The sequence below is a fragment of the Ignavibacteriota bacterium genome (genome assembly GCA_016716225.1).
Classification (GTDB): Bacteria; Bacteroidota; Ignavibacteria; order Ignavibacteriales; family Melioribacteraceae.
Genome location: JADJWT010000001.1, coordinates 2,797,242 through 2,818,696, shown reverse-complemented (window position 1 = coordinate 2,818,696; position 21,455 = coordinate 2,797,242). Strand labels below are relative to the sequence as shown.

Annotated in this window: 20 protein-coding genes; 5 read left to right on the top strand and 15 right to left on the bottom strand. The window is 28.7% G+C overall.

Going from position 1 to position 21,455, the window contains the following annotated elements:
• Positions 1 to 7 precede the first annotated feature (7 nt).
• The 4 genes from arcC to IPM32_12410 all read right to left on the bottom strand — a co-directional run bounded on the left by arcC (position 8) and on the right by IPM32_12410 (position 5,089).
• A complete protein-coding gene (gene arcC / locus IPM32_12425; GenBank protein ID MBK8946059.1) occupies positions 8 to 952 on the bottom strand; it encodes a carbamate kinase in 945 nt (314 codons plus the stop codon).
• Positions 949 to 2,268, bottom strand: a complete 1,320-nt coding sequence (locus IPM32_12420) for a GTPase (protein ID MBK8946058.1) — start codon at positions 2,266 to 2,268, stop codon at positions 949 to 951. The genes arcC and IPM32_12420 overlap by 4 nt, the downstream gene beginning before the upstream one ends.
• Before the next feature lie 202 nt (positions 2,269 to 2,470).
• Complete coding sequence (gene glmS / locus IPM32_12415) at positions 2,471 to 4,303, bottom strand: glutamine--fructose-6-phosphate transaminase (isomerizing) (GenBank protein MBK8946057.1); 1,833 nt, start codon at positions 4,301 to 4,303, stop codon at positions 2,471 to 2,473.
• An 81-nt stretch (positions 4,304 to 4,384) separates the two neighbouring features.
• Positions 4,385 to 5,089, bottom strand: a complete 705-nt coding sequence (locus IPM32_12410) for a GNAT family N-acetyltransferase (GenBank protein ID MBK8946056.1) — start codon at positions 5,087 to 5,089, stop codon at positions 4,385 to 4,387.
• Positions 5,090 to 5,192: 103 nt separating this feature from the next.
• On the opposite strand from IPM32_12410, the gene IPM32_12405 reads away from it, so the two are divergent.
• Positions 5,193 to 5,504: a hypothetical protein gene (locus IPM32_12405; GenBank protein MBK8946055.1), complete on the top strand. Its 312-nt coding sequence runs from the start codon at positions 5,193 to 5,195 to the stop codon at positions 5,502 to 5,504.
• Between the two features lie 74 nt (positions 5,505 to 5,578).
• The gene (locus IPM32_12400; protein MBK8946054.1) at positions 5,579 to 6,109 is read left to right on the top strand and encodes a hypothetical protein; all 531 of its coding nucleotides are present in this window, start codon (positions 5,579 to 5,581) and stop codon (positions 6,107 to 6,109) included.
• Between the two features lie 18 nt (positions 6,110 to 6,127).
• Here IPM32_12400 and IPM32_12395 read toward each other — a convergent pair whose 3' ends face one another.
• Genes IPM32_12395 through IPM32_12375 form a run of 5 tightly spaced genes read right to left on the bottom strand, consistent with a single transcriptional unit; the run spans position 6,128 to position 10,814 of the window.
• A complete protein-coding gene (locus IPM32_12395) occupies positions 6,128 to 8,092 on the bottom strand; it encodes a glycoside hydrolase family 97 protein (protein MBK8946053.1) in 1,965 nt (654 codons plus the stop codon).
• Between the two features lie 37 nt (positions 8,093 to 8,129).
• Positions 8,130 to 8,657, bottom strand: coding sequence for a lipocalin family protein (locus IPM32_12390; GenBank protein ID MBK8946052.1), 528 nt, complete (start codon positions 8,655 to 8,657; stop codon positions 8,130 to 8,132).
• Positions 8,654 to 9,265: an NTP transferase domain-containing protein gene (locus IPM32_12385; protein MBK8946051.1), complete on the bottom strand. Its 612-nt coding sequence runs from the start codon at positions 9,263 to 9,265 to the stop codon at positions 8,654 to 8,656. Before IPM32_12385 ends, IPM32_12390 begins: the two co-directional genes overlap by 4 nt.
• Positions 9,266 to 9,268: 3 nt before the next feature.
• Positions 9,269 to 9,760 (bottom strand): hypothetical protein, encoded by a 492-nt coding sequence (locus tag IPM32_12380; protein ID MBK8946050.1) that lies wholly within the window; start codon positions 9,758 to 9,760, stop codon positions 9,269 to 9,271.
• Positions 9,744 to 10,814 carry a hypothetical protein gene (locus tag IPM32_12375; protein ID MBK8946049.1) on the bottom strand — a complete coding sequence of 357 codons (1,071 nt, stop codon included), beginning with the start codon at positions 10,812 to 10,814 and terminating at the stop codon, positions 9,744 to 9,746. Before IPM32_12375 ends, IPM32_12380 begins: the two co-directional genes overlap by 17 nt.
• 193 nt (positions 10,815 to 11,007) lie before the next feature.
• On the opposite strand from IPM32_12375, the gene IPM32_12370 reads away from it, so the two are divergent.
• The 3 genes from IPM32_12370 (at position 11,008) to IPM32_12360 (ending at position 14,620) form a co-directional block, all read left to right on the top strand.
• Positions 11,008 to 12,438: an FAD-dependent oxidoreductase gene (locus IPM32_12370; GenBank protein ID MBK8946048.1), complete on the top strand. Its 1,431-nt coding sequence runs from the start codon at positions 11,008 to 11,010 to the stop codon at positions 12,436 to 12,438.
• 366 nt (positions 12,439 to 12,804) lie between these two features.
• Entirely contained in the window at positions 12,805 to 13,707 is a 903-nt protein-coding gene (locus tag IPM32_12365; GenBank protein ID MBK8946047.1) for an EamA family transporter, read from the top strand.
• 121 nt (positions 13,708 to 13,828) lie between these two features.
• Positions 13,829 to 14,620, top strand: a complete 792-nt coding sequence (locus IPM32_12360; GenBank protein MBK8946046.1) for a hypothetical protein — start codon at positions 13,829 to 13,831, stop codon at positions 14,618 to 14,620.
• 50 nt (positions 14,621 to 14,670) lie between these two features.
• On the opposite strand, the gene IPM32_12355 is transcribed toward IPM32_12360, so the two are convergent.
• The 6 genes from IPM32_12355 to IPM32_12330 all read right to left on the bottom strand — a co-directional run bounded on the left by IPM32_12355 (position 14,671) and on the right by IPM32_12330 (position 21,452).
• Entirely contained in the window at positions 14,671 to 15,903 is a 1,233-nt protein-coding gene (locus tag IPM32_12355; protein MBK8946045.1) for an HlyC/CorC family transporter, read from the bottom strand.
• Positions 15,904 to 15,905: 2 nt separating this feature from the next.
• Positions 15,906 to 16,319, bottom strand: coding sequence for a hypothetical protein (locus IPM32_12350; protein ID MBK8946044.1), 414 nt, complete (start codon positions 16,317 to 16,319; stop codon positions 15,906 to 15,908).
• 83 nt (positions 16,320 to 16,402) lie between these two features.
• Positions 16,403 to 18,055, bottom strand: a complete 1,653-nt coding sequence (locus IPM32_12345; GenBank protein MBK8946043.1) for a methylmalonyl-CoA mutase family protein — start codon at positions 18,053 to 18,055, stop codon at positions 16,403 to 16,405.
• 77 nt (positions 18,056 to 18,132) lie between these two features.
• On the bottom strand, positions 18,133 to 19,998 hold the full coding sequence (gene mutL / locus IPM32_12340; protein MBK8946042.1) for a DNA mismatch repair endonuclease MutL: 1,866 nt from the start codon (positions 19,996 to 19,998) through the stop codon (positions 18,133 to 18,135).
• A 33-nt stretch (positions 19,999 to 20,031) separates the two neighbouring features.
• The gene (locus IPM32_12335) at positions 20,032 to 20,532 is read right to left on the bottom strand and encodes a dihydrofolate reductase (protein MBK8946041.1); all 501 of its coding nucleotides are present in this window, start codon (positions 20,530 to 20,532) and stop codon (positions 20,032 to 20,034) included.
• Complete coding sequence (locus IPM32_12330; protein MBK8946040.1) at positions 20,526 to 21,452, bottom strand: FAD-dependent thymidylate synthase; 927 nt, start codon at positions 21,450 to 21,452, stop codon at positions 20,526 to 20,528. The genes IPM32_12335 and IPM32_12330 overlap by 7 nt, the downstream gene beginning before the upstream one ends.
• Positions 21,453 to 21,455: the final 3 nt, after the last annotated feature.

Sequence of the window (21,455 nt, the reverse complement as noted above, 5' to 3'; positions counted from 1 at the left end):
TTTTTTATTATAAAGAAATTCGCGTTCCGCAACCTGGAATTGGAAGGCTTTCTCCGTTAGTAATAATACTTTCGTTTTGAGTTGAAATGCAAAAATTTATTGCAGCTTTAATTTTTGGTTCCATACTTCCAGAACCAAATTCGCCAGCATCGAGGTAATTCTTAATATCACTAACTTTAATTTTCCCGAGTTCTGATTGATTCTTTTTATTAAAATTTATGTAAACTTTCGGAACATCAGTAACAATATAAAACTTATCTGCTCCAATTTCTTTTGCCAAAACGGAAGATGCCAAATCTTTATCAATTACAGCTTCAATTGCTTCAAGATATCCATTTTCATGTTTGTAAACCGGAACCCCTCCACCGCCAACAGCTATTACAATTGTTCCTTTATTTGCAATTGATTTTATTACTTCTTGATTCATTATCTTTAAAGGAATTGGTGAAGCTACAACTTTTCTCCAGCCTCTATTTCGTGAATCTTTTTTGAATATCCAGTTGTTCTTCTTAGCAAGTAAATCAGCTTCTTCTTTTAGATAGAATGGTCCAACCGGTTTTGTAGGATTTTCAAAAGCTAGATCATTTTTATCAACTAAAACTTGAGTTACAAGTGTTACAACATTCTTTTTTATTTTTTCTTCGTTAAAAACATTTCTCAGCATTCTTTCTATCATATAACCAATTCCACCTTGAGAATCTGCAACACAAATATCCATTGGCATTTGGGGAATTTTGTACTTTTCATATCCGGCTTCATTTCTAAGGATAATATTTCCAACTTGCGGTCCATTTCCATGTGTAATTATTATGTTATAATCATTCTTAATTAATCCCACCAATTGCTTACATGTATCAAAAGTATTTTTTTCTTGTTCTTCAATTGTCCCAATTTCATTCCCACGTAATAATGCATTGCCACCAAGAGCAACAACCGCAAGCTTTTTTTTCATAAAATTCCCTTTTCATGCAAAACTGATTGAAGTGTAATTGATCCAATTTCTTGCAATTCATACATTACTCTTGTTGATGGTTTGTTTATTTTCAAAATTCTGCCTAAATCAATAGGTGTTCCTATAACAACAGAATCACATTCAACTTTGTTTATTGTTTCTTCAAGATCTTTCATTTGGTCATCACCATATCCCATTGCCGGAAGTAAAATTCCAATATTTGGATATTTTTCAAATGTTTTTGTAATGGAATTTACAGTAAAAGGTCTGGGGTCAATAATTGCTTTTGCACCAAGTTTTTGCGCTGCAACAGTTCCAGCTCCATACTTCATTTCGCCGTGAGTTAAAGTTGGACCGTCTTCCACAACTAAGACCTTTTTATTTGTAATCAATTGTGGTTTATCAACAATTAAAGGAGATGCTCCTTCAATAATTATTGCAGATGGATTAATTTCCCTCGAATTATTAATTACCGTTAAAATATCATCTGGTTTCGCAGAATCAATTTTATTTACAATTATCGCATCCGCTAAACGAAGTGAAGTATTTCCGGGATAATAAGAAAGTTCATGTCCTGGGCGATGCGGATCAACAACTGTAAAAGTAACATCCGGTTTATAAAATGACATATCATTATTTCCGCCATCCCACAAAATTACATCAGCTTCTTTTTCAGCTTCGCGAAGAATTGCCTCGTAATCAACTCCGGCATAAATAATTCCGCCAAGAGCAATGTGCGGTTCATATTCCTCAATTTCTTCAATCGTGCAATTATGATTTTTCAAATCTTCCAAAGCTGCAAATCTTTGAACTTTTTGTTTTACCAAATCTCCATACGGCATTGGGTGACGAACAGCAACAACCTTTTTTCCAGCATCTCTTAAAATTTTTACAATTTTTCTAGAAGTTTGAGATTTTCCGCAACCGGTTCTTGTTGCTAAAACCGCAATTACCGGTTTTGTACTTTTTAACATTGTTTCTTCGCTTCCTAATAGACGGAATGAAATTCCAGCTGCATTAACAATTGATGCTTTTGTCATTACATAATTAAAGGGAACATCTGAATATGAAAATACAACTTCGTGAACTTTAAACTCTTTTATCAAATTTACTAATTCAGATTCATCATAAATTTTTATTCCGTTTGGATATAATTTTCCGGCTAATTCTGCGGGATATAATCTTCCATCTATATTTGGAATTTGTGTTGCTGTAAATGCAACAACATTGTAATCCTCATTATTTCTAAAGAAAACGTTAAAATTGTGAAAATCTCTTCCAGCTGCACCCATAATTAGAATATTTTTTTTCGACATAAAAAACTCCGTTTTGTATATTATTTCAATTTTTAGTATTTATTTTCATTTTCAACAAATTATTTTTAATTTCCTTAAATATTAATTTGCTTTTATTATCGTAAATTAGTAAAAATTTTTCGTATTTGGGAAGAGAATATTAGCGAGAAAAAAAGATTCTTTTTCGGAAAAGTTTGGAAAAAGAAAAATGGAGTAGAAAAATCTACTCCACTGTTACACTTTTTGCAAGATTTCTTGGCTGGTCAACATTTAATCCCTTTTTAACTGCAATGTGATATGACAATAATTGCAAAGGAATTACATTTAAAATTGGCATTAACATTCTAATTGTTTCTGGAATTTTAATTGTAAAATCTACAAGAGAATCTATTTCATGATCGTTTTCTGAAGCGATTGCAATAATTTTTCCTTTACGAGCTTTCACTTCTTCAATATTGCTGATGATTTTATCATAAACTGAATCTTTTGGTGCGAGGAAAATTGCCGGCATATTTTCATCAATTAATGCAATTGGTCCGTGTTTCATTTCGGCTGCGGGATAACCTTCCGCATGAATGTATGAAATTTCTTTAAGTTTTAGTGCGCCTTCTAAAGCAACTGGAAAATTATAACCTCTTCCCAAATAAAGGAAATTTTTTGCATTAACAAATTTTTCAGCAATTTTTTCAATTTCATCATTTAGTTGTAGAATTTTTTCCACTTTTTCCGGAATTAGAGTTAATTCTTTCAGAATATTTTTTCCATCAATCTCACTCATGTGTTTTTTGCGTGCAATTAAAATTGTAATTAGTGCAAAAACAACTAATTGTGAAGTAAAAGCTTTAGTTGATGCAACTCCAATTTCCGGACCGGCATGAATATAAACACCGGCATCACTTTCGCGGGCAATTGAACTTCCAACAACATTACAAACTCCTAACACTAATGCGCCTCGTCTTTTTGCTTCTTTCATTGCAGCTAATGTATCGGCTGTTTCTCCGCTTTGTGAAATAAAAATCATCACATCATCTTTTTGTACAATTGGATTTCTATATCTAAATTCTGAAGCATATTCAACTTCTACGGGAATTTCTGCAAATTGCTCAATCATATATTCCGCAACTAAACCAGCATGCCATGAAGTTCCGCATGCACTAATAATAATTCTTTTTGCATTCGCTAATTTATCTTGAACTGTTAACAATCCGCCTAATTTTACGGAACCTTCATCAAGTAAAATTCTTCCTCTTATAGAATTTGTAATAGATTCCGGTTGTTCCATAATTTCTTTCATCATGAAATGTTTAAAGCCGCCTTTACTAATTTCATCAAGTGAAATTGTAATTTCTTCAATTTCCTTTTTTATTTCGCGGTCTGCAATCGAAAATGCTTGAAATCCATCTTTGGTAACTTCGGCAATTTCATTATCATCTAAATAAACAACTTGACTTGTGTGAGCAACAAGAGCACTTACATCAGAAGCAACAAAATTTTCTCCATTACCAATTCCAATTACTAAAGGTGAACCTTTTCTTGCAACTATCATTTTATCTGGTTCATCTGAAGAAATTACACAAATTCCATAAGCTCCTTCAACTTCTGCCAAAGCTTTTCTAACGGATTTAAATAGTGTATTTCCTCGCTTAAAAAATCTATCAACTAAATGAACAAGAACTTCTGTATCGGTTTCACTGATAAAATTAAAACCTTCTAAAATCAGTTCTTTTTTAAGAACTGAATAATTTTCAATAATTCCATTATGAATTACACAAATTGTTTTATCTGAATTAAAATGAGGGTGTGCATTAATTTCCGATGGTCCACCATGAGTTGCCCATCTTGTATGACCAATTCCAAGTGTTGCTGAAATTCCGCTATTTTTTAGTGCTTCATCTAAAAATGCAACTTTTCCAACTTTTTTTTCTATATAACAATTATTTCCTTGAATTACACCAATTCCAGCGGAATCATAACCTCTGTATTCCAACATTTTTAAACCGTTTGTAATTATCGGTACACAATTTTTATTTCCGATATATCCAACAATTCCGCACATTTTAACTCCTTTCAAAGAATTTTAAGTTTGCAAGAAAATGGTAAAATTTATTTTTGTTCTGTTTTAAATCACAAAATTGAGTTATGATTTAAAATAAGCCATACGTAAAACATCGTGCTCAACTCCATCCAAAATAATATCTTTTTTGAATAAACCTTCTATTTCAAATCCTAATTGCCGATTTAACGTAATATTATTAATATTTGTTTCAATTGTATTTATGTAAATTTTGCGTAATCCTAAAGAATTAGTACAATAATCAATCCACCTTTTTGAAGCTTCTTTTGCAAACCCTTTTCCGCGGTAATTTAAATCACCAATAAGTTTTCGCATTTCGCCTTTTTTATTTTTATGATCGATATTTAAAATTGCAAGTAAACCAATCGGAAGATCATTTTTTAATGTAATTGTTGCAAAAATATTTTTATTATCGGATAAAATAAAATCAATGTTTAAGTTTTGAATAGAAGTTGTTGAAAGTAGAAATAAACGACTTGTTTCATCCTCAAACCATTTTTCAATAATTTTTTTATCTTTTTTTTCAGAATATTCTCGAATTTTTAAGTTTTTAGTAATTAGCGGAAATTTATCATCATCTTCAACAATTTTAATTTCTTCCGGAATTTCCACAATCACTTTTCTGTCAATAGTCATTCCCAAAATTTCATTAGTTAGTTTAATATAATCATTTGAATTAAATCCCATTAAAGTTGATTCTTGATAAATACTTTTTGCTAATGCTTTTAAATTTACTTCCGAAATTAGCGGATTATCATTCTTTTTCATTTTTACTCATAATTTTTTTTTATTCTAAATTATTGATTTTTTAAAATTAAAATATTTTTATATTTATATATAGAATTTATAATTATTTTAAAACTACTTATTAATGAGAATAATATTTCGAACAATATTGGAAGATAATTACATAAGTCAAATTAGAAAAAGTAAAATTAATTACACTTTTTCAAAAAATGATTTATTGGAAAATGCACTAAGTGAATTTATCAAAAAAAATGATAAAGTTACATATGTTGTAAAATTTAATAATTTCGAAAGAATTAAAACTCGGAATTATATTTTTACTATTGACGTAAAAGTTGCGAAAAAAATTTATGATTTAATGGAAAAATTGAATCTTACACAAACTCAACTTTTGAGAGAAATTTTAATTCCATATTTGAACGCAAATCACAATTGAAATTAAGATAAAAAGTATTTTTTGCTAATTACAACTTTTTTATATTATTTTGTCAAAGTAAATGTAAAGTCAATATGAAAATTAGCGAACAAGATTTATTTAAATTTATTTTTTATCCGGATTCACTTCCCCAAAATACTTTTTCGTTTATAACAAATAATAAACAAAAGTTCTCTAACGAATTAGAGTTTTTAGAAAACTTAAACTCTGAAATGAAAAATGAAATAACCCAAAATGTATTAGATAAACTCTATAAAAGAATTGAGCGGTTAAATAATTCCGTAACAATTATTCTTGAACCGGAAATTAGTAATCATAAATTAAATAAATCTGAATATTGTTTAGCTGCGGCTTCTGCACGCCAAAATGAACAATTACGATGTGAAACTTTTAGAGATAAAGAAAATTTATATTTGTTAAAAATATTTTACGGAAAAACTGAAAACAAAATCTATTTGTTTGCAAAGCATGAAATTCAAAATAAAAATATAGAATTTACGTTTATACCATCTAATAAAAAGTTAAATTTAAATTCAAATGAATTGCCGGTTTCGTTTGGAGATAATGAAACAGTTTCCCAAATTCAATTAAACATTTCGAATTAATTTTTCATCAAAATAATATTATTCTACCGGCGTTAAAATTGCTGTAAAACCTCCGCCTTTTGCTAAGTGAATTTTTATTGTATCACCAAATTTTATTTTTGCATTTACAAATTTAATATCACTTGCATATCGGTTGGCGTTAATACCATCTTTAGCAATTTCAATATTATAATTTTTGTTTTCAAGAAAATCAAATTTAATTTCAAAATCTCTTTCGGTCCAATCTGTAATTCCTCCTATGTACCAAATATTATCTTTTTTTCTTGCGACCAAAACATAATCTCCAACTTTTCCTTCAAGTGAGATTGTTACATCCCAAATTGTTGGAATTTTAGAAATATATTTCGTTGAAGTTTCATTTGCATAATAATTTGATGGATTATCAGCCAACATTTGCAGCGGACTTTCCAAAATTACATATAGCGCAATTTGATGAGCGCGAGTTCCTTGGCTCATCGGTTTTTCAAAAATGATTCTAAAATTTTTTTCTTCAGAATTTATCATGGCTCCGGGTGTGTAATCTATTGGTCCGGCTAACATTCTGGTAAATGGCAACGTACAATTAAAATCCGGAGTAATTTCTTCACTCCATTTGCAATTTTCCAACCCTTTAACTCCTTCATTAGAAATGTAATTAGGATATTTTCTAACTAGCCCGGCTGGTTTAAATGCTCCGTGAAAATCAACAAGTAATTGTCTCTTTGATGCTTCAATTAAAACTTTCTCATAATAATTTACCATCCATTGATCGGCTCTTTGCATAAAATCAACTTTAATTCCTTTAGCTCCCCATTCTTTATATTTATCGAGTACTTCCGCAAGATTTTCATTTAGCGGTTTCCACAAAACCCAGAGAATAATTCCAACATTTTTTTGTTTACCATAGTTTATTAATTCTTCAATATTTAATTCATCATTTGATTCTAAAATATTTGTTGTAGTTTTCGACCAGCCTTCATCAAGGATTATATAATCAAGACTGAATTTATTCGCAAAATCTATATAATATTTGTACGTCTCAGTGTTAATTCCCGATTTAAAATCAACACCGTAAATATTATTTGCATTCCACCAATCCCAAGCAACTTTACCAGGCTTTATCCAACTTGTTTCTTTAATTGCCGATTCATCCGATAGAATATAAACCAACTGATTTTCTAAAAGGTCTTTATCGTTTTCACTAATCATAAATATTCGCCAAGGCAAATCTTTACTTCCTTCAATCTCTGCAATATAATTTGCTTCTTTTGTAATTTTTTCATTTCTATCAGAATTATTATCTTGCTCAGTTTGAATCACAAATTTTGGAAAAATTCCGATTAAATTATTTGATGAACTCCCATTCAAAAATAAATTCGGATATTTTGAAAGTCCGGATTCTGTTATACCAATTTTAATTCCATTGTTACAATCTATCAACGCTGGTAATGAGCAAAATTGTTTTTCTGATATTTCATTGAGTTGTAAATATTTATAGTTTCTTTCATAATGTGAAATAAAACTTTCTTCTTCAGGAAAATAAATTTTAAAGTTTTCAGCAAATTTGATATTAACTTTTTCATCAAAGACTTTTACCGGATTTGATAAATCCGTAATTATTCTATATGCAAATCCATTATTAAAAGCTCTAAAAACAACCCAAATATTTTCCCTAAATATTAATATAAGTTCATTGCAATTGTTTTTTATTTGAATTGATTTTGTTGGAATAACAGAATTAATATTTTCATTAATATAAGAATTTTTGAAATTGACAACATTTGAATTTAGCAGCGGATATTCCTTTTCATCAATATTTATCGATATTTCAGCATCTTTAACTAAATTTATGTTATTGTATGTAATTGTGTATTTAAGTCCTTGATTGTTAACAATATTTGCAATCAATTTTTCATTAGGAGATTTTAAAATATAGTTTTGCGAATAACAAAGTCGAATTGATAATAAAAATATTAATAAAAATAACTGAAATTTCTTTTTCATTTTTTTCTCTTTTTTAGATTAATATTATTACTGGGATTTAATTATCATGCACATCAAGTTCAAATTTATTTCTATCATAACCGTTTTCTTCAAATATTATAAAACATTTTTCTAAATCACTTTCATTCAATTTTTTGGTTCTGCTCAATATCCATCCGTATTTTCTTGAAGGAGTTCCGATTACAGCATAATTGTAATTTTGGTCTAACCCTAAAATCCAATAATCTCCCCAAAATAAATTCCAGCCGAAAATACTTACAAAACTAACTTCTAATTTTGAATTTGTTTTTCTATCAACAATTCGCGCTATACCTTCAGCGCCATCTATTTCACCTTCATCATCTAAACATTGATTTAAAACTTCAATATCACCGTCCTCATTTATTTTGTACGTTGCTGTTGTATTCTTAATGCAATGATCTTGAAATGTATTGGGAATTTTTGCAATCTCGTACCAAGTTCCAACATATTTTTGGAGATTAACAGAATCAACAGTTTTTATTGGTTTGTTTTGGGCAATTAAAATAGATGAAAATACAGTTAACATTAAATATATTTTTTTCATTTTATACCTTTCAATTTTTCGTAGTCATTTGGTGTATCAATATCTGTAAGTATTTCTTGATAATCACATTCCCAAAAATATTTATTTATTTTATCCGATGCCGTAACATTTCTAAGATTTGAATTTTGATTTGAATTTACAATTATATCACTAACTTTATGATTAAAAATAATCGGATGTCCATTTCGTCCTTTATTTATAGGCTGAATCCAGTCATTGGTCTTATCAATTATATTAGAATATTCTCCATAAAATTTATTTGGAATATGTGGTTGATCAACAAAATGATAAATTACCCAATCTGAATTAATTTTCTGCAATCCTTTTTGAAGTGATGTGAACATTCCCATTTCATAGTTTTCATTACGAATAATTTCTATTTTACTTTTAAGTTTTACATCAAATTTTGAGACATGCTTAAGAATTTCATTTTCTTTAAATCCGGTAACAACAATAATTTTTTCACAAATTAAATCTAATTTTTCAATTATATTTTGCAAAAATGATTTATCATTAAAAATTAGTAATGGCTTAAATTCCCCCATTCTGCTTGAGAATCCGGCAGTTATTATTATTCCAGCTAAATTATTCACTTTATTTATAATCATAATTTATTCAGCAAAACTAAATTCTTTTAAGTTATATATTTTTAATTCATGAGCATCAAGTTTGTAATTGTAAATTATGTTTTCCAAAAGATTTTCACGAATAACAATAATTAATTTTGTCTTATAATTATTTTCATCTTCTAAAAAAAACTTAAATGATTTGTGCAAACCTTTTTCCATAATCTCTAATTTTCCAATTTCATCAATTATTAACCAATCTGGATTTTTCAGATAACCTTCAATTATTTTTTTATTTGCCCATTCAAATGATTTTTCTAAAAACAAATATTTCCCAATTTTTATTGTTTCTTCAATTTCAAAATCAACTTCTAACCTTTGCATTACTTTCGATTCAATATGATATAGCATTCTTTTTTCATTAACAACCGGAGCTAAAATTCCGTCAACAGATTTTAAAGTATTTAGAGTGCTAAATAATTTAGTTGTTTTTCCAGAATGTATTTTTCCAGTTAATATTTTAATTCGTTTCTTCAAATTTATTTTTTTCAAACAATAAAAAGTAAATCAGTACTTTATCAAAAAATTTAAATATTCTAAAAGTACTTTTTAGTTTTTCAGTTTCATTCCACGAGTATTTTATTATTGATTTTATTATTGGAAATACTGAAACAATTTGTTCAACTTCTTCTGCTTGTTTTTGTTTTCTTTTTATCAAAAAATTATTTAGAATCTTTAAAACCAATGGTGAAATAAAGTAATACCAAACTGCTAAAATTATTATTGATCTGAAAAGCATTGTTATTATACTGATCGAAATATTTTGATCAAAATCTTTCACTAAATACGAAAGAAAAATTATAAATAATGAAAAAAGGAATATCCCAATATTAGAAGGCTTTTGCCACAATTGTTTTTTCTTGTGTTTATTTTGATTTGATAAAAAATCATTCACGTGAAAATTTAAATTTTGAATTCTGAAATTATTCATTTGTTGAAATCTTTTAGGAAAGTGTGATGCATAAATTCCGGCAAATATTCCACCTGCTAAATGAAAAATTATATATAATGAAATAAGAAAATAACTGAGATCGAAATCTTTTATAACAGATAAATTTGGTGCAATTTGATTAATTGTAAAATTGAAAAAAATATTAATAGATTCCCATAAAGTCATTCCAAAAATTATTGTGAGAACAAAAACCTTTTGGAATGCTGAAAATAGTAAAGATAAAATTCCTAGAATAATTGGTGAAATTTTATTAAACCCATTAAAAAATAAAATATAGCCCAACAAACTTTGAATTAGAACGGCAAAGTAAGCATTTAATGGTGTATAAGGACTTACAATAAATTTTACAATTATAACTTTTAAAAAAGATTTTAAAATGTCTTTTCTTGAATTAGAAAAAAATGCAATCAATGAAATAAATATTACGGCACTGCTTCCAATAAATAATCCGGTTAAAGGAATTTTAAGAACATGCAAAATTCCCCCAAGCGCAGCTTCACTAAAAGCCCACAGTGCAGTAATTTTAGTTTGAATTTCGTTATGAGAAATTTGATTTTCTACTTTTACATTGTAAAACATTATTTAATAAATTTGTGGAGAAATAATTATGTGAAAATTTTAACTACTTAATTCAATTTCTTATATGCTATAAAAGATATTTTTTTATTCAATATAAATTGTATATTTATAATAATATGTTCAAATCGTTTACTTAGATTTTCTTGAAGTCAAAATTCTTAGAATAAATTTACAAATAAATAATGGAGTTCCTATGGCAAAGATTGTTATAGTTGGAGCCGGTTTTGCCGGACATACTGCAGCACTTTATCTCGGCGATTCATTAGGTAAAGATCATAGTATAACAGTTGTGAACAGACAAGATTATTTTGCCTATATTCCTTCTTGGGTTTGGGTTGGAATTGGCCACATGGCTCCCGAAAAAACAACTTTTCCACTTGAACCAGTTTATTCTAAATTAAATGTAAATTTTATTCATGGAAAAGTTACAGAAATTCATGCTGATAATCAGTTTGTGATTGCGGAAGAAAATAATTCTAAAAATATTAAAAAACTCGAATATGATTATTTGATAATTGCAACCGGTCCAAAACTAAATTTTGAAGGAACTAAAGGACTTGGTCCAAAAGGATTTACTTATTCAATATGCACTTTGGATCATGCAGTTGCATCAAGAGATAAATATCTTGAAATTGTTGCAAGAATGAAAAAAGGTGAAAAACAGAAAATTGTTATTGGAACTGGTCATCCTGGTGCAACTTGTCAAGGTGCTGCATTAGAATATATTACAAATATTCATAAAGATTTAATAAAACAAGGAATTAGAGATAAAGCAGAAATGATTTATTTTTCTAATGAGCGAGCTTTGGGTGATTTTGGCGTTAGAGGAGTTCATGCAAAATACAAAGGACAAGTTGTATCAAGCGAAGATTTTATTGGTGCAGTATTTAAGCAAAATGGTTTTGATGTTCAAGTTCAACGCGGCGCAAAAGAAGTAAATGAAAAATCTATTTATTGGGAAAATTTCAATGGTGAATTTGGCGAAACAGATTATGATTTTGCAATGCTTGTTCCCCAATTTCTAGGTCAGCCATTTAAATTTGTAGGAAAAGATGGAGAAGATAATTCAAGTAAATTAACAAATCCCGCTGGTTTTATTTTAGTGGATGGAATTTATGGTTTAACTTGGGATATTCTTTCAGAAAATCCGGATGCTTGGCCTGCAGTTTATCAAAATAGAAATTATAAAAACATTTTTGCCGGTGGAATTGCATTTGCACCTCCCGGACCAATTTCAAAACCGCACACAACTCCTAATGGAACATCAATTACTGCCGCGCCGCCAAGAACGGGAATGGTTTCTGGAATTATTGGTAGAATAATTGCAAAAAATATTATTGATTTAATTGAACACGGACGAATGACACATCATGAAAGAATGAGTGATATGGCTGCAGCATGTATTGCTTCAATGGGTGATTCACTTTGGGATGGTTCTGCCGCAACAATAATGATTTATCCGGTTGTTCCGGATGTTAGAAAATTCCCCAATGAACAAGGTCGTGATTTGTTTGTTACTCATATGGAAATGGGATTAGCCGGTGCTTGGATGAAAAGGATGATTCACACAACTTTTATGCATAAATTACGTGCTCGCGTTGGTTGGAAAATTATTCCAGAATAGGAGAAATTTTTTATGGAAATTACAAAACAAGATGAAAAAATGATGAATAATAAAATTATTCAGTTCTTTCGATTTATTATTCTAAATTTAAAAATTCTTAAAGCGGTTGATAGAAGTAAACGATCGTAAGATTTTATTTAGTTTTCTTAATCTTAAACTTACTCTCAATCATTAAATATTTGTTACACTCATTAAATTTGAAGATGATTAAGATAAAGTTTAAGATTAAGAGAAAGAATGATATTTGTTGATGGAATCTGCAACTTTTACCCAAAACTTCAATTAAACTCATCTCAATTCTGCAAAATATTAATCAACATTTTTTGATATATTTGAATTTAACTTTCAGAAAGTTTCCCATTTTATATGAATAAACTTGCTCCAATTTTTATAATTATCGCTGCTATGCTTTGGGGTTTTGATGGAATTGTTTTACGTCCGGAATTGTATTCGCTTCCGGTAATCTTAGTCGTTTTTATCGAAAGTTCTATAACAGCAATTTACCTTTCACCTATTTTATTTAAAAATATTACAATTTTAAAAAAATTAGAAAGAAAAGATTGGCTTGCTTTTGCCGGTGTTGCTTTATTTGGGGGAGCAATTGGAAGTCTGAGTATTACCAAAGCATTATTCTATGTAAATTTTGTAAATCTTTCAATTGTAATTTTAATTCAAAAATTACAGCCGTTATTTGCTTTAACTTTAGCAGCAATTATTTTAAAAGAGAAACTTCCAAAAAAATTTTTCTATTGGGCATTTTTAGCAATTCTTGGAACTTATATAATGACTTTTGGATTTAAACTTCCACAAATTAATTCAGATAACAAAAATCTATTTGCGGCATTATTTTCCGGATTTGCAGCATTCAGTTTTGGTTTTTCTACAGTTTTAAGTAAACGAGCATTAAAAAATGTAAGTTTTGAATTAGGAACTTATTTACGTTTCTCAATTTCAGCTATTATTATGCTATCGATTGTTTTAACTTTTGGAGAAATAAATCAAGTTACAACTGTTTTAAATTCCCAGTGGTTAATATTTTTACTAATTGCGTTTTCAACTGGTGGACCGGCAATTTTCTTATATTATTACGGATTAAAAAATATTACAGCATCTTCTTCTACCATACTGGAATTAGCTTTTCCATTAACTGCAATTATTTTAGAATATATTTTACACGGGAATATTTTAAGTATTGTTCAATGGATTGGTGTAGCAATTTTAATTTATAGTATAACTAATGTAATTAAACTTAGCAGTGAAAAAAAATGATTTTGATTTTTTATCAGTGGTTTTAAATATTCTACAAAATAAAAGTTAAAATACATTTCTTGATAGTAAATAATTCATTTAATAATTTTAAGTGTTTCTAAAATAAAATCGGAGTAGTGTAATGCCAGAATATGAAAAACATTTATACATGATTGTATACCCAATTAATGCATTAGTTGCTTCACAACTTGAGCCTGATAAATTTGGTGAACACTACACGATGGGAAGTGCAAAACATTTTAGTGGTAAAGTTATTTTTGCCGAATTGGATATTAACTTTAGAAACGACTATTTTGAAATTGATAAATATTTAGCTCTAACTGTTCCGGATGAAGGTGGTTTACCAAAAAAAACAAAATTTATTTCATCATATAATGTTTTAGAGCATGTTGAATTATCTGCAATTAAAAAACTCTTCCTTTGCACTATTAATGGTAAAGTTCTTCCTATTGAACCAGCAGAATATACAGCTTATAATCAACCTGGAATGATAAGAATTTACCAAGAAATTACGCCTCTTGAAACTCTTGTTGCTTCAACAAAAGACCAAAGAGATTTTGGTAAATTTATTACAACCCAAACAAAATCAAAAGGTGCACCAAAAATTTGTTTTACACAAATTGATTTTAATATTGATCACTTTTTTGAAATAAATAAAAACAAAGAAATATTTACTATTGATTTGCCCGGTGTTAATCCATATAGGTTTTTTAATTGTGTTAACGAATTAGTTGACAAACCCGAAAAAACAACGAAAACTATTAGTCTGGGAAGTTTATTGAAAGAAATTTCTTACAAATTTTTGCGTCACGGTTTTTGGTTTGCTTACGGTGAAGAATTGAAATTTTTCCCAATGCCTTCTGAAACAGAATTGGAAAACAAATATTATTATTGGTGGAAACACGTTTTATAAAAATTAAAAGGCGAATTGAAAATTCGCCTTTTTTTTACATGTAATTTATTTTATTCTTCCTTTGGTTTTGGAAATGCAAACATTTTTACAAGATTAATCTTTATTTTACTTGAATGAATAATTACAAAATCAAAATTATCAATTTTAATTTTCTCACCTTTTGCCGGAATTCTACCAATTTGCGAAGTTATAAATCCGGCAATTGTTGCATAGTCACCATCCGGAATATCTAATTCATATTCTTCATTAAGAACATCAATTTCAATTCTTCCGCTAAGAACAAAAGTTTTATCGTCGATTTTTTTACAAACATCGGGATCTTCATCATACTCATCTCTAATTTCGCCAAACATTTCTTCTATTAAATCTTCAACTGTTAAAATTCCCGCAGTTCCGCCAAATTCATCAACAATTACCGTAAATGAAATTCTTTTTTCCAGAAACTCACTCAACATATCAAGACTTTTTTTTGTTTCCGGCACAAACAAAACTTCACGTAAAATTGATTCAAGATTAGCTGGATTTTTAAACATATCATAAACATTAACTACACCTTTAATATTATCTAAATTTTCATCATAAACCGGAAGTTTTGAATATCCGGATTCAATAAAAATTTCAATAACTTCACTAATTGGTGAATCAATACTTACACCAACAATTTCGGTTCTTGGAGTCATTGCTTCATATACTTTTTGTTCAGCTAAATCAATAATATTTTTAATTACATCAGAATCTTCTTCATCTACTTTCCCAACTTCAGAACCTTCAACAATTAATGAATGAATATCCTCTTTATGCATAATATCTGCCACTTCATCAGAAAGATCATTCTTTCTTGTTAATAAAAGTGAAATTGAATCGGTAAGTTTTACGAGCGGAAACAAAATTGTTGAAATTATTTTTACAGGTATTGATGCCAACAAAAATAGAAAATCAGAAAGTTCTCTCCCAATATATTTTGGAATTAATTCTCCAAAAAGTAAAAGTAATAATGTTGAAATAAGCAAAATTACTGCTTCACCGAAATCATAAATTTTTGTAAGAAAAATTGTAATTAATGATGCAAAGGCAATGTTTACAATATTGTTGGAAATTAAAATTGTTGAAAAAAAAGTTTGCGGATTATTTACAAAGAATAATGCATATTTTGCTGCAATATTTTTTTTCCTTGCAAGTAGCTCAATTTTAAGTTTGTTTGAAACAATAAATGCAAGTTCAGCAGATGAAAAAAATCCGCTTAGCAATAATAAAATTATTAATCCTAAAAACTCGTAAGTCATTTTTAAAAAACCTCTTCAACCTTAATATTTTCGATATAATATTTTAATTCATTACTTCCTGTATTAAAAATTAATTCTAAAGTAACGTTTCTATTTTTATTAAAACTTTTATTTAAAACTAACCCTTGCAATGTTGAATAAATAATTTCTTTGTAAGATTTTTCATTCGTCTGCACAACTTTTGGCTGAATAAAATATAATTCAATATTTTCTTGATAAACTTTAACAAACTTTAGTTCAATTTCTTCAAGATCATAATTATCATTTTCCGGAAGTGAAAATTTACCGCTTACATGAAATTTTGCACTTGAACCTGGCATTAGATTTATCCAGCAAACAGTTTTTTCAATATTTAGATCAATATCATTTATTTTTTTAGAAACTGTTTCTTTACTTTCATTCTTTCCAATTTTCACAACATCGGAGGTTGAGCAACTAATGAACAATATAAAAGAAATCAAGAATAATATTTTTAATGAAATTTTTGTTATCATGTTAATTAAAATACTATTGCTTCTTCATAAACTCCAAACGGTACTTTAAGAACCTCAACCATTTCTCCAAGAGTGACATAATTTTCAGCAGCTTTAATAAGAATTGGCATTAGATTAACATTATTTCGAGCAGCTAAATCAATCTCATTTAAACATTCATCCACTTTAGAATTATTTCTTCTTTCTTTAAGTTTCATCAATCTTTCTTTTTGTTTTAGTTCTACATCTTTAGAAATTTGCAAAATTGGGATATCAATTTTTTCATCTTTTTCCACAAACTCATTTACGCCGACAACAAATTTTTCTTTTTTATCCAATTCAATTTGATATCTGTAAGCACTTTGTGAAATTTCCTTTTGAAAATATCCGGCATCAATAGCTGGAATTACACCACCTAAGGAATCTATTTCAGCAAAAATTTTCTCTGCTTCTTGTTCCATTTTATCAGTTAAAGATTCAATAAAATAGCTTCCGCCAAGGGGATCAACCGTATTTATTACTCCGGTTTCATAAGCTAAAATTTGTTGAGTTCTTAAAGCAATCTTTACAGCTTTTTCTGATGGCAATGCTAAAGTTTCATCCATTGAATTTGTGTGTAATGATTGAGTACCGCCAAGTACTGCCGCCATTGCTTGGAATGCTGTTCTAATAATATTGTTTTCCGGTTGCTGAGCTGTTAAAGTACATCCGGCAGTTTGTGTGTGAAATCTCATCCACCAAGATCTTGGATTTTTTGCACCATATTTTTCTTTCATGTGTTTTGCATAAATTCTACGAGCAGCTCTATACTTTGCAATTTCTTCGAAAAAATCTAAATGTGAATTAAAAAAGAAAGAAATTCTTGGAGCAAATTCGTCAATATCCATTCCTCTTTCTATTGCATGTTCAATATATGCAAAGCCATCAGCAAGTGTATAAGCCAATTCTTGTGCTGCAGTTGCTCCAGCTTCTCTAATATGATATCCGCTTACCGATACTGGATTAAATTGTGGAACTTCTTTTGTGGAAAATTCAATCATATCAGTAATTATTCGCATGGAAGGTTTAGGTGGAAAAATAAATTCCTTTTGAGCAATATATTCCTTTAAAATATCATTTTGCAATGTACCGCGAAGTTGATCAAATTTTACTCCTTGTTTTTTTGCAACAGCTAAATAAAATGCATAAATCATTGCTGCCGGTGAATTGATTGTCATCGATGTTGAAACTTGTTCTAACGGAATTCCATCAAATAAAATTTCCATATCTTCAAGTGAAGAAATAGCAACACCACAAATTCCAACTTCACCAATGCTCATTTGATGATCAGAATCATACCCCATCAAAGTTGGCAAATCGAAAGCTACAGATAAACCGGTTTGTCCGTGTGACAGCAAATATTTAAATCTCTCGTTTGTATCTTCCGGAGAACCAAATCCGGCAAACTGACGCATTGTCCAAAGTTTACCACGATATCCGGTTGGATGAATTCCTCTTGTGTATGGAAATTGTCCCGGAAATCCAATTTCATCATTAAAATTTTTATTTTCTATATCTTCTGGAGTGTAAAGCGGATTTATTTTTTCACCCGAAACTGTTGTGAATTTTAAATCATTTTTTTCTGCTTTTAAAAATTTAGTTTCAAATTCAAGTTTTGATTTTAAAAAATTGTCATCCAAAATATTGCCCTTTCATTTATTACTCAAAAAATAATAAAATAAGATTTTTGTTAATACAAGAATTTGTTTATTAGAATTTATGTTCTTCCAAATCTTTTATCAAATTCTGTAATAGGAATTTTTACAATAATTGGTCTGCCGTGCGGACAAACGTAAGGCATTGATGTTGCGAAAAGTTGATCGACCAAAATTCTCATTTCCCTTTCGTTCAATTTATCACCGGCTTTTATGGCAGCTTTACATGAGTATGATTTTGCTATGTTGTCTTTTTGTTCTAAATGTTTTTCTTGATCATTACTTTTATATTCATTCAAAATATCTAAAAAAGTTTCAACTTCAGAACCGACATTTATATCTGAAGGAACTCCGTCAATCACAATAACGTTCTTTGAAAAAAATTTTAATGCAAATCCTAATTTTGTTAAGTGCGGTTCAAGTTCTTTCACAAGAAGATAATCAGCTGGATCAAGCTGTAAAGTTTGTGCAAAAAGTAATTGTTGAGTGAATGGCAAATTAGCTTCAAACGAATTTATAGCTTTTTCATACAAAATTCTTTCGTGAGCAACATGCGCATCAATTATCATTAACCCACTCTTTATTGGCGTTAAAATGTACTTATTGTGAAGAGCAACTATAAATGTTGTATCACCTTTTGGAACTTCATCAAAACTTGTATTTACTGGTGAATGATAAATTTCTCGAGAAGATTCTTCATAAAAGGGATGTTCTTCATTTTCAACAATTACAGAATTTTTAATTTTTGTATTAAGTGAATTAAAAAGTATATCTATTTCATTTTCTGAATATGTTTTTGGTTTTTCTTTTTTTATTGCACTTTGACCAATAAAATCGGGGCGATCATCAAAATTATTTTTTCCAACGGGATTTGGATAATTATGTTTTATTGATGTTGAAATTGTTTCATTTTCTTTCAATTCAATATTTGGAATCAAATCATATTGTCCCAATCCTTTTTTTACAACAGCGCGCATAAAATTATAGATATCTTTTTCATCTTCAAATTTTACTTCTAATTTTGAAGGGTGCACGTTTACATCAACTCTTTGTGGATCTAGCTCAATAAACAAAACAAAAAACGGAAAATCTCCTTTTTCAAGCAAATCATTATAAGCTTTAAATACTGCATGATTAATTGATTTATTTGTAACAAATCTTTTATTTATAAAAAGGTATTGATCGCTTTTACTTTTTGTTAAATATGTGGGTTTTGAAATATAACCGTATACCGAAATAAATTCAGTTTTCTCTTCTACTTTAACCAAACCATCCAGAATATTTTCTGCAAATACTGCGGACATTCTTTCATCTAAACTTGAAGATTTAAAATCATAAATTAACTCCTCATCATTCCATAATTTAAAATTTACCAAAGGATTACTTAACGCAATTTTCTTAAACGAATCGAGAATGTGTTTTAATTCAGTTGCGTGTGATTTTAAAAAATTTCTTCTCGCCGGAGTATTGTAAAATAAATTTTTTACAGCAATTGATGTACCTTTAGGAAAACTACCTTTTTCTATTTTTAATTCATCATTTTCAATTTTTATAAAAGTGCCGAAATCACTGTTTCTCATTTCGGTTTTAAGTTCAAAAATGCTTACAGATGCAATTGAGCTTAAAGCTTCACCTCTAAATCCAAAAGTATTAATATTATTTAAATCTTCAATTGTTCTGATCTTACTAGTTGCGTGACGTTCAATACTTAGTAAAGCATCGGATTCATTCATCCCAATTCCATCATCAATAATTTGGACGAGAACTGTTCCAGCTCTTTTTATGTAGACTTCAATATTTTTTGCATCAGCGTCAAGAGAATTTTCCATCAATTCTTTTAAAACTGATTCCGGTCGCTGAACAACTTCACCCGCTGCAATTTTATTTGCAATATTATCCGGCAATATTTTTATAGAATTATTTTTCATCAATTAAATTTTTAGGTAACTAAAAATACCAAATTATTGCTTCTTATTTCTTACATAATAAAATACTTCAAATTCATCAAATTTTTTTATTTTTATTAAATTCCAATTTGCATAATTAATTTTCGGAAATTTTGTATCCCCTTCAACGAAAAATTTCATCACAGAAATGATTAATTCATCGGCATTTCTCAAAGCTGATAAATAAATTTTATATCCTCCGCAAATAAAAACTTTTTCAAAATTATTCTTTCGTAAATAATTGTATGCCATTCTCAATGTTGGAAAAATTAAGAATTCATTTTCTTGAGATGTTAAAGTTTTGGAAATTACAATATTTGTTCTATTCTTTAATGGTTTATCTAAACTTTCGAAAGTTTTTCTGCCAAAAATAACAGCTGAATTTAAAGTGGTTTCTTTAAAGTGATTTATCTCTGATTTAGAATTCCATGGAATTCTTCCTTTGTTTCCAATAATTCCATTTTTTGATACTGCAGTAATAATTATTTTTTTTAGAATTTTATTTGAATTTACCACGGGGCTTTTAAATTAAGCTGAATAAGTTTTTCTTCAAATTCCAATCGCTCTAAATTACCAATAATTTTTCCATCTTTCTCTTTTAGCCAGCCGAAATTTTTCGCTTTTTCAATTGCTTGTATTGTGTTATTATTTGAAATTAAACTTAATAATTCTATTTCTAATCCAGAAAATGACTTTGAATTTAATCTATAATCTTCAAATGCTTGCCAAGCTAATGGAACCCATTTTTTAACTATTTCGTACCCAATAGTTTCTGCATATTTTCTTATTTCCAACTGAGCATGTTTATCCATCCTTAGTTGAAGAAAATGCAGCAAATTATGAAGATCAATTTTCCAGTAAGCTTCTGTATAAGTTGATAGAGGTAAATCTTTTCTTGCTTGTTCGCGAGCTACACCTTTTTCAATTCTGTTATTGTAAATATTCCAAATTTCCGAGTGAAGATTTTTTTCTTCTTCAGAAAGTTGAATCCCTTCTTCTAATGATAAAAATCCTTCACTTCCTTGCTTGTTAGAAGTTGACTGCATTCGCCATTCTTCATTTTTTGTTCTTGATGCTTGATCTATTGCAATTGAATAACGCGTAGAATATTCATTTACATTTGCAGTTCTGTGACGAATCCACTGACGCCAAGTATCCATTGGAACACGGACATGCAATTTAATTTCACACATTTCAAAAGGTGTTGAGTGATGATGACGCATTAAATATCTTATTAAACCTTTATCTTGACTTACTTGCTTTGTTCCGGCACCGTAAGAAACCCGCGCAGCTTGAACAATTGATTGATCAGAGCCCATATAATCAACAACTCTTACAAAACCATCATCTAAAACTTTAAAAGGTTTGCCTAAAATTTCGTTTAAAGATTCAACCATTGTTGGCTGTAAATTTTCAAAAACTTTCTCTTCGCTCATTAT

Bases quoted from the DNA above. Each gene is read 5' to 3' on its own strand.
- glmS (MBK8946057.1), bottom strand. From the start codon at position 4,303: ATGTGCGGAATTGTTGGATATATCGGAAATAAAAATTGTGTACCGATA.
- IPM32_12370 (MBK8946048.1), top strand. From the start codon at position 11,008: ATGGCAAAGATTGTTATAGTTGGAGCCGGTTTTGCCGGACATACTGCA.
- IPM32_12355 (MBK8946045.1), bottom strand. From the start codon at position 15,903: ATGACTTACGAGTTTTTAGGATTAATAATTTTATTATTGCTAAGCGGA.
- mutL (MBK8946042.1), bottom strand. From the start codon at position 19,998: ATGAAAAATAATTCTATAAAAATATTGCCGGATAATATTGCAAATAAA.
- IPM32_12390 (MBK8946052.1), bottom strand. From the start codon at position 8,657: ATGAAAAAAATATATTTAATGTTAACTGTATTTTCATCTATTTTAATT.
- IPM32_12420 (MBK8946058.1), bottom strand. From the start codon at position 2,268: ATGTCGAAAAAAAATATTCTAATTATGGGTGCAGCTGGAAGAGATTTT.
- IPM32_12360 (MBK8946046.1), top strand. From the start codon at position 13,829: ATGCCAGAATATGAAAAACATTTATACATGATTGTATACCCAATTAAT.
- arcC (MBK8946059.1), bottom strand. From the start codon at position 952: ATGAAAAAAAAGCTTGCGGTTGTTGCTCTTGGTGGCAATGCATTATTA.
- IPM32_12405 (MBK8946055.1), top strand. From the start codon at position 5,193: ATGAGAATAATATTTCGAACAATATTGGAAGATAATTACATAAGTCAA.
- IPM32_12365 (MBK8946047.1), top strand. From the start codon at position 12,805: ATGAATAAACTTGCTCCAATTTTTATAATTATCGCTGCTATGCTTTGG.
- IPM32_12375 (MBK8946049.1), bottom strand. From the start codon at position 10,814: ATGTTTTACAATGTAAAAGTAGAAAATCAAATTTCTCATAACGAAATT.
- IPM32_12400 (MBK8946054.1), top strand. From the start codon at position 5,579: ATGAAAATTAGCGAACAAGATTTATTTAAATTTATTTTTTATCCGGAT.
- IPM32_12330 (MBK8946040.1), bottom strand. From the start codon at position 21,452: ATGAGCGAAGAGAAAGTTTTTGAAAATTTACAGCCAACAATGGTTGAA.
- IPM32_12410 (MBK8946056.1), bottom strand. From the start codon at position 5,089: ATGAAAAAGAATGATAATCCGCTAATTTCGGAAGTAAATTTAAAAGCA.
- IPM32_12385 (MBK8946051.1), bottom strand. From the start codon at position 9,265: ATGATTATAAATAAAGTGAATAATTTAGCTGGAATAATAATAACTGCC.
- IPM32_12395 (MBK8946053.1), bottom strand. From the start codon at position 8,092: ATGAAAAAGAAATTTCAGTTATTTTTATTAATATTTTTATTATCAATT.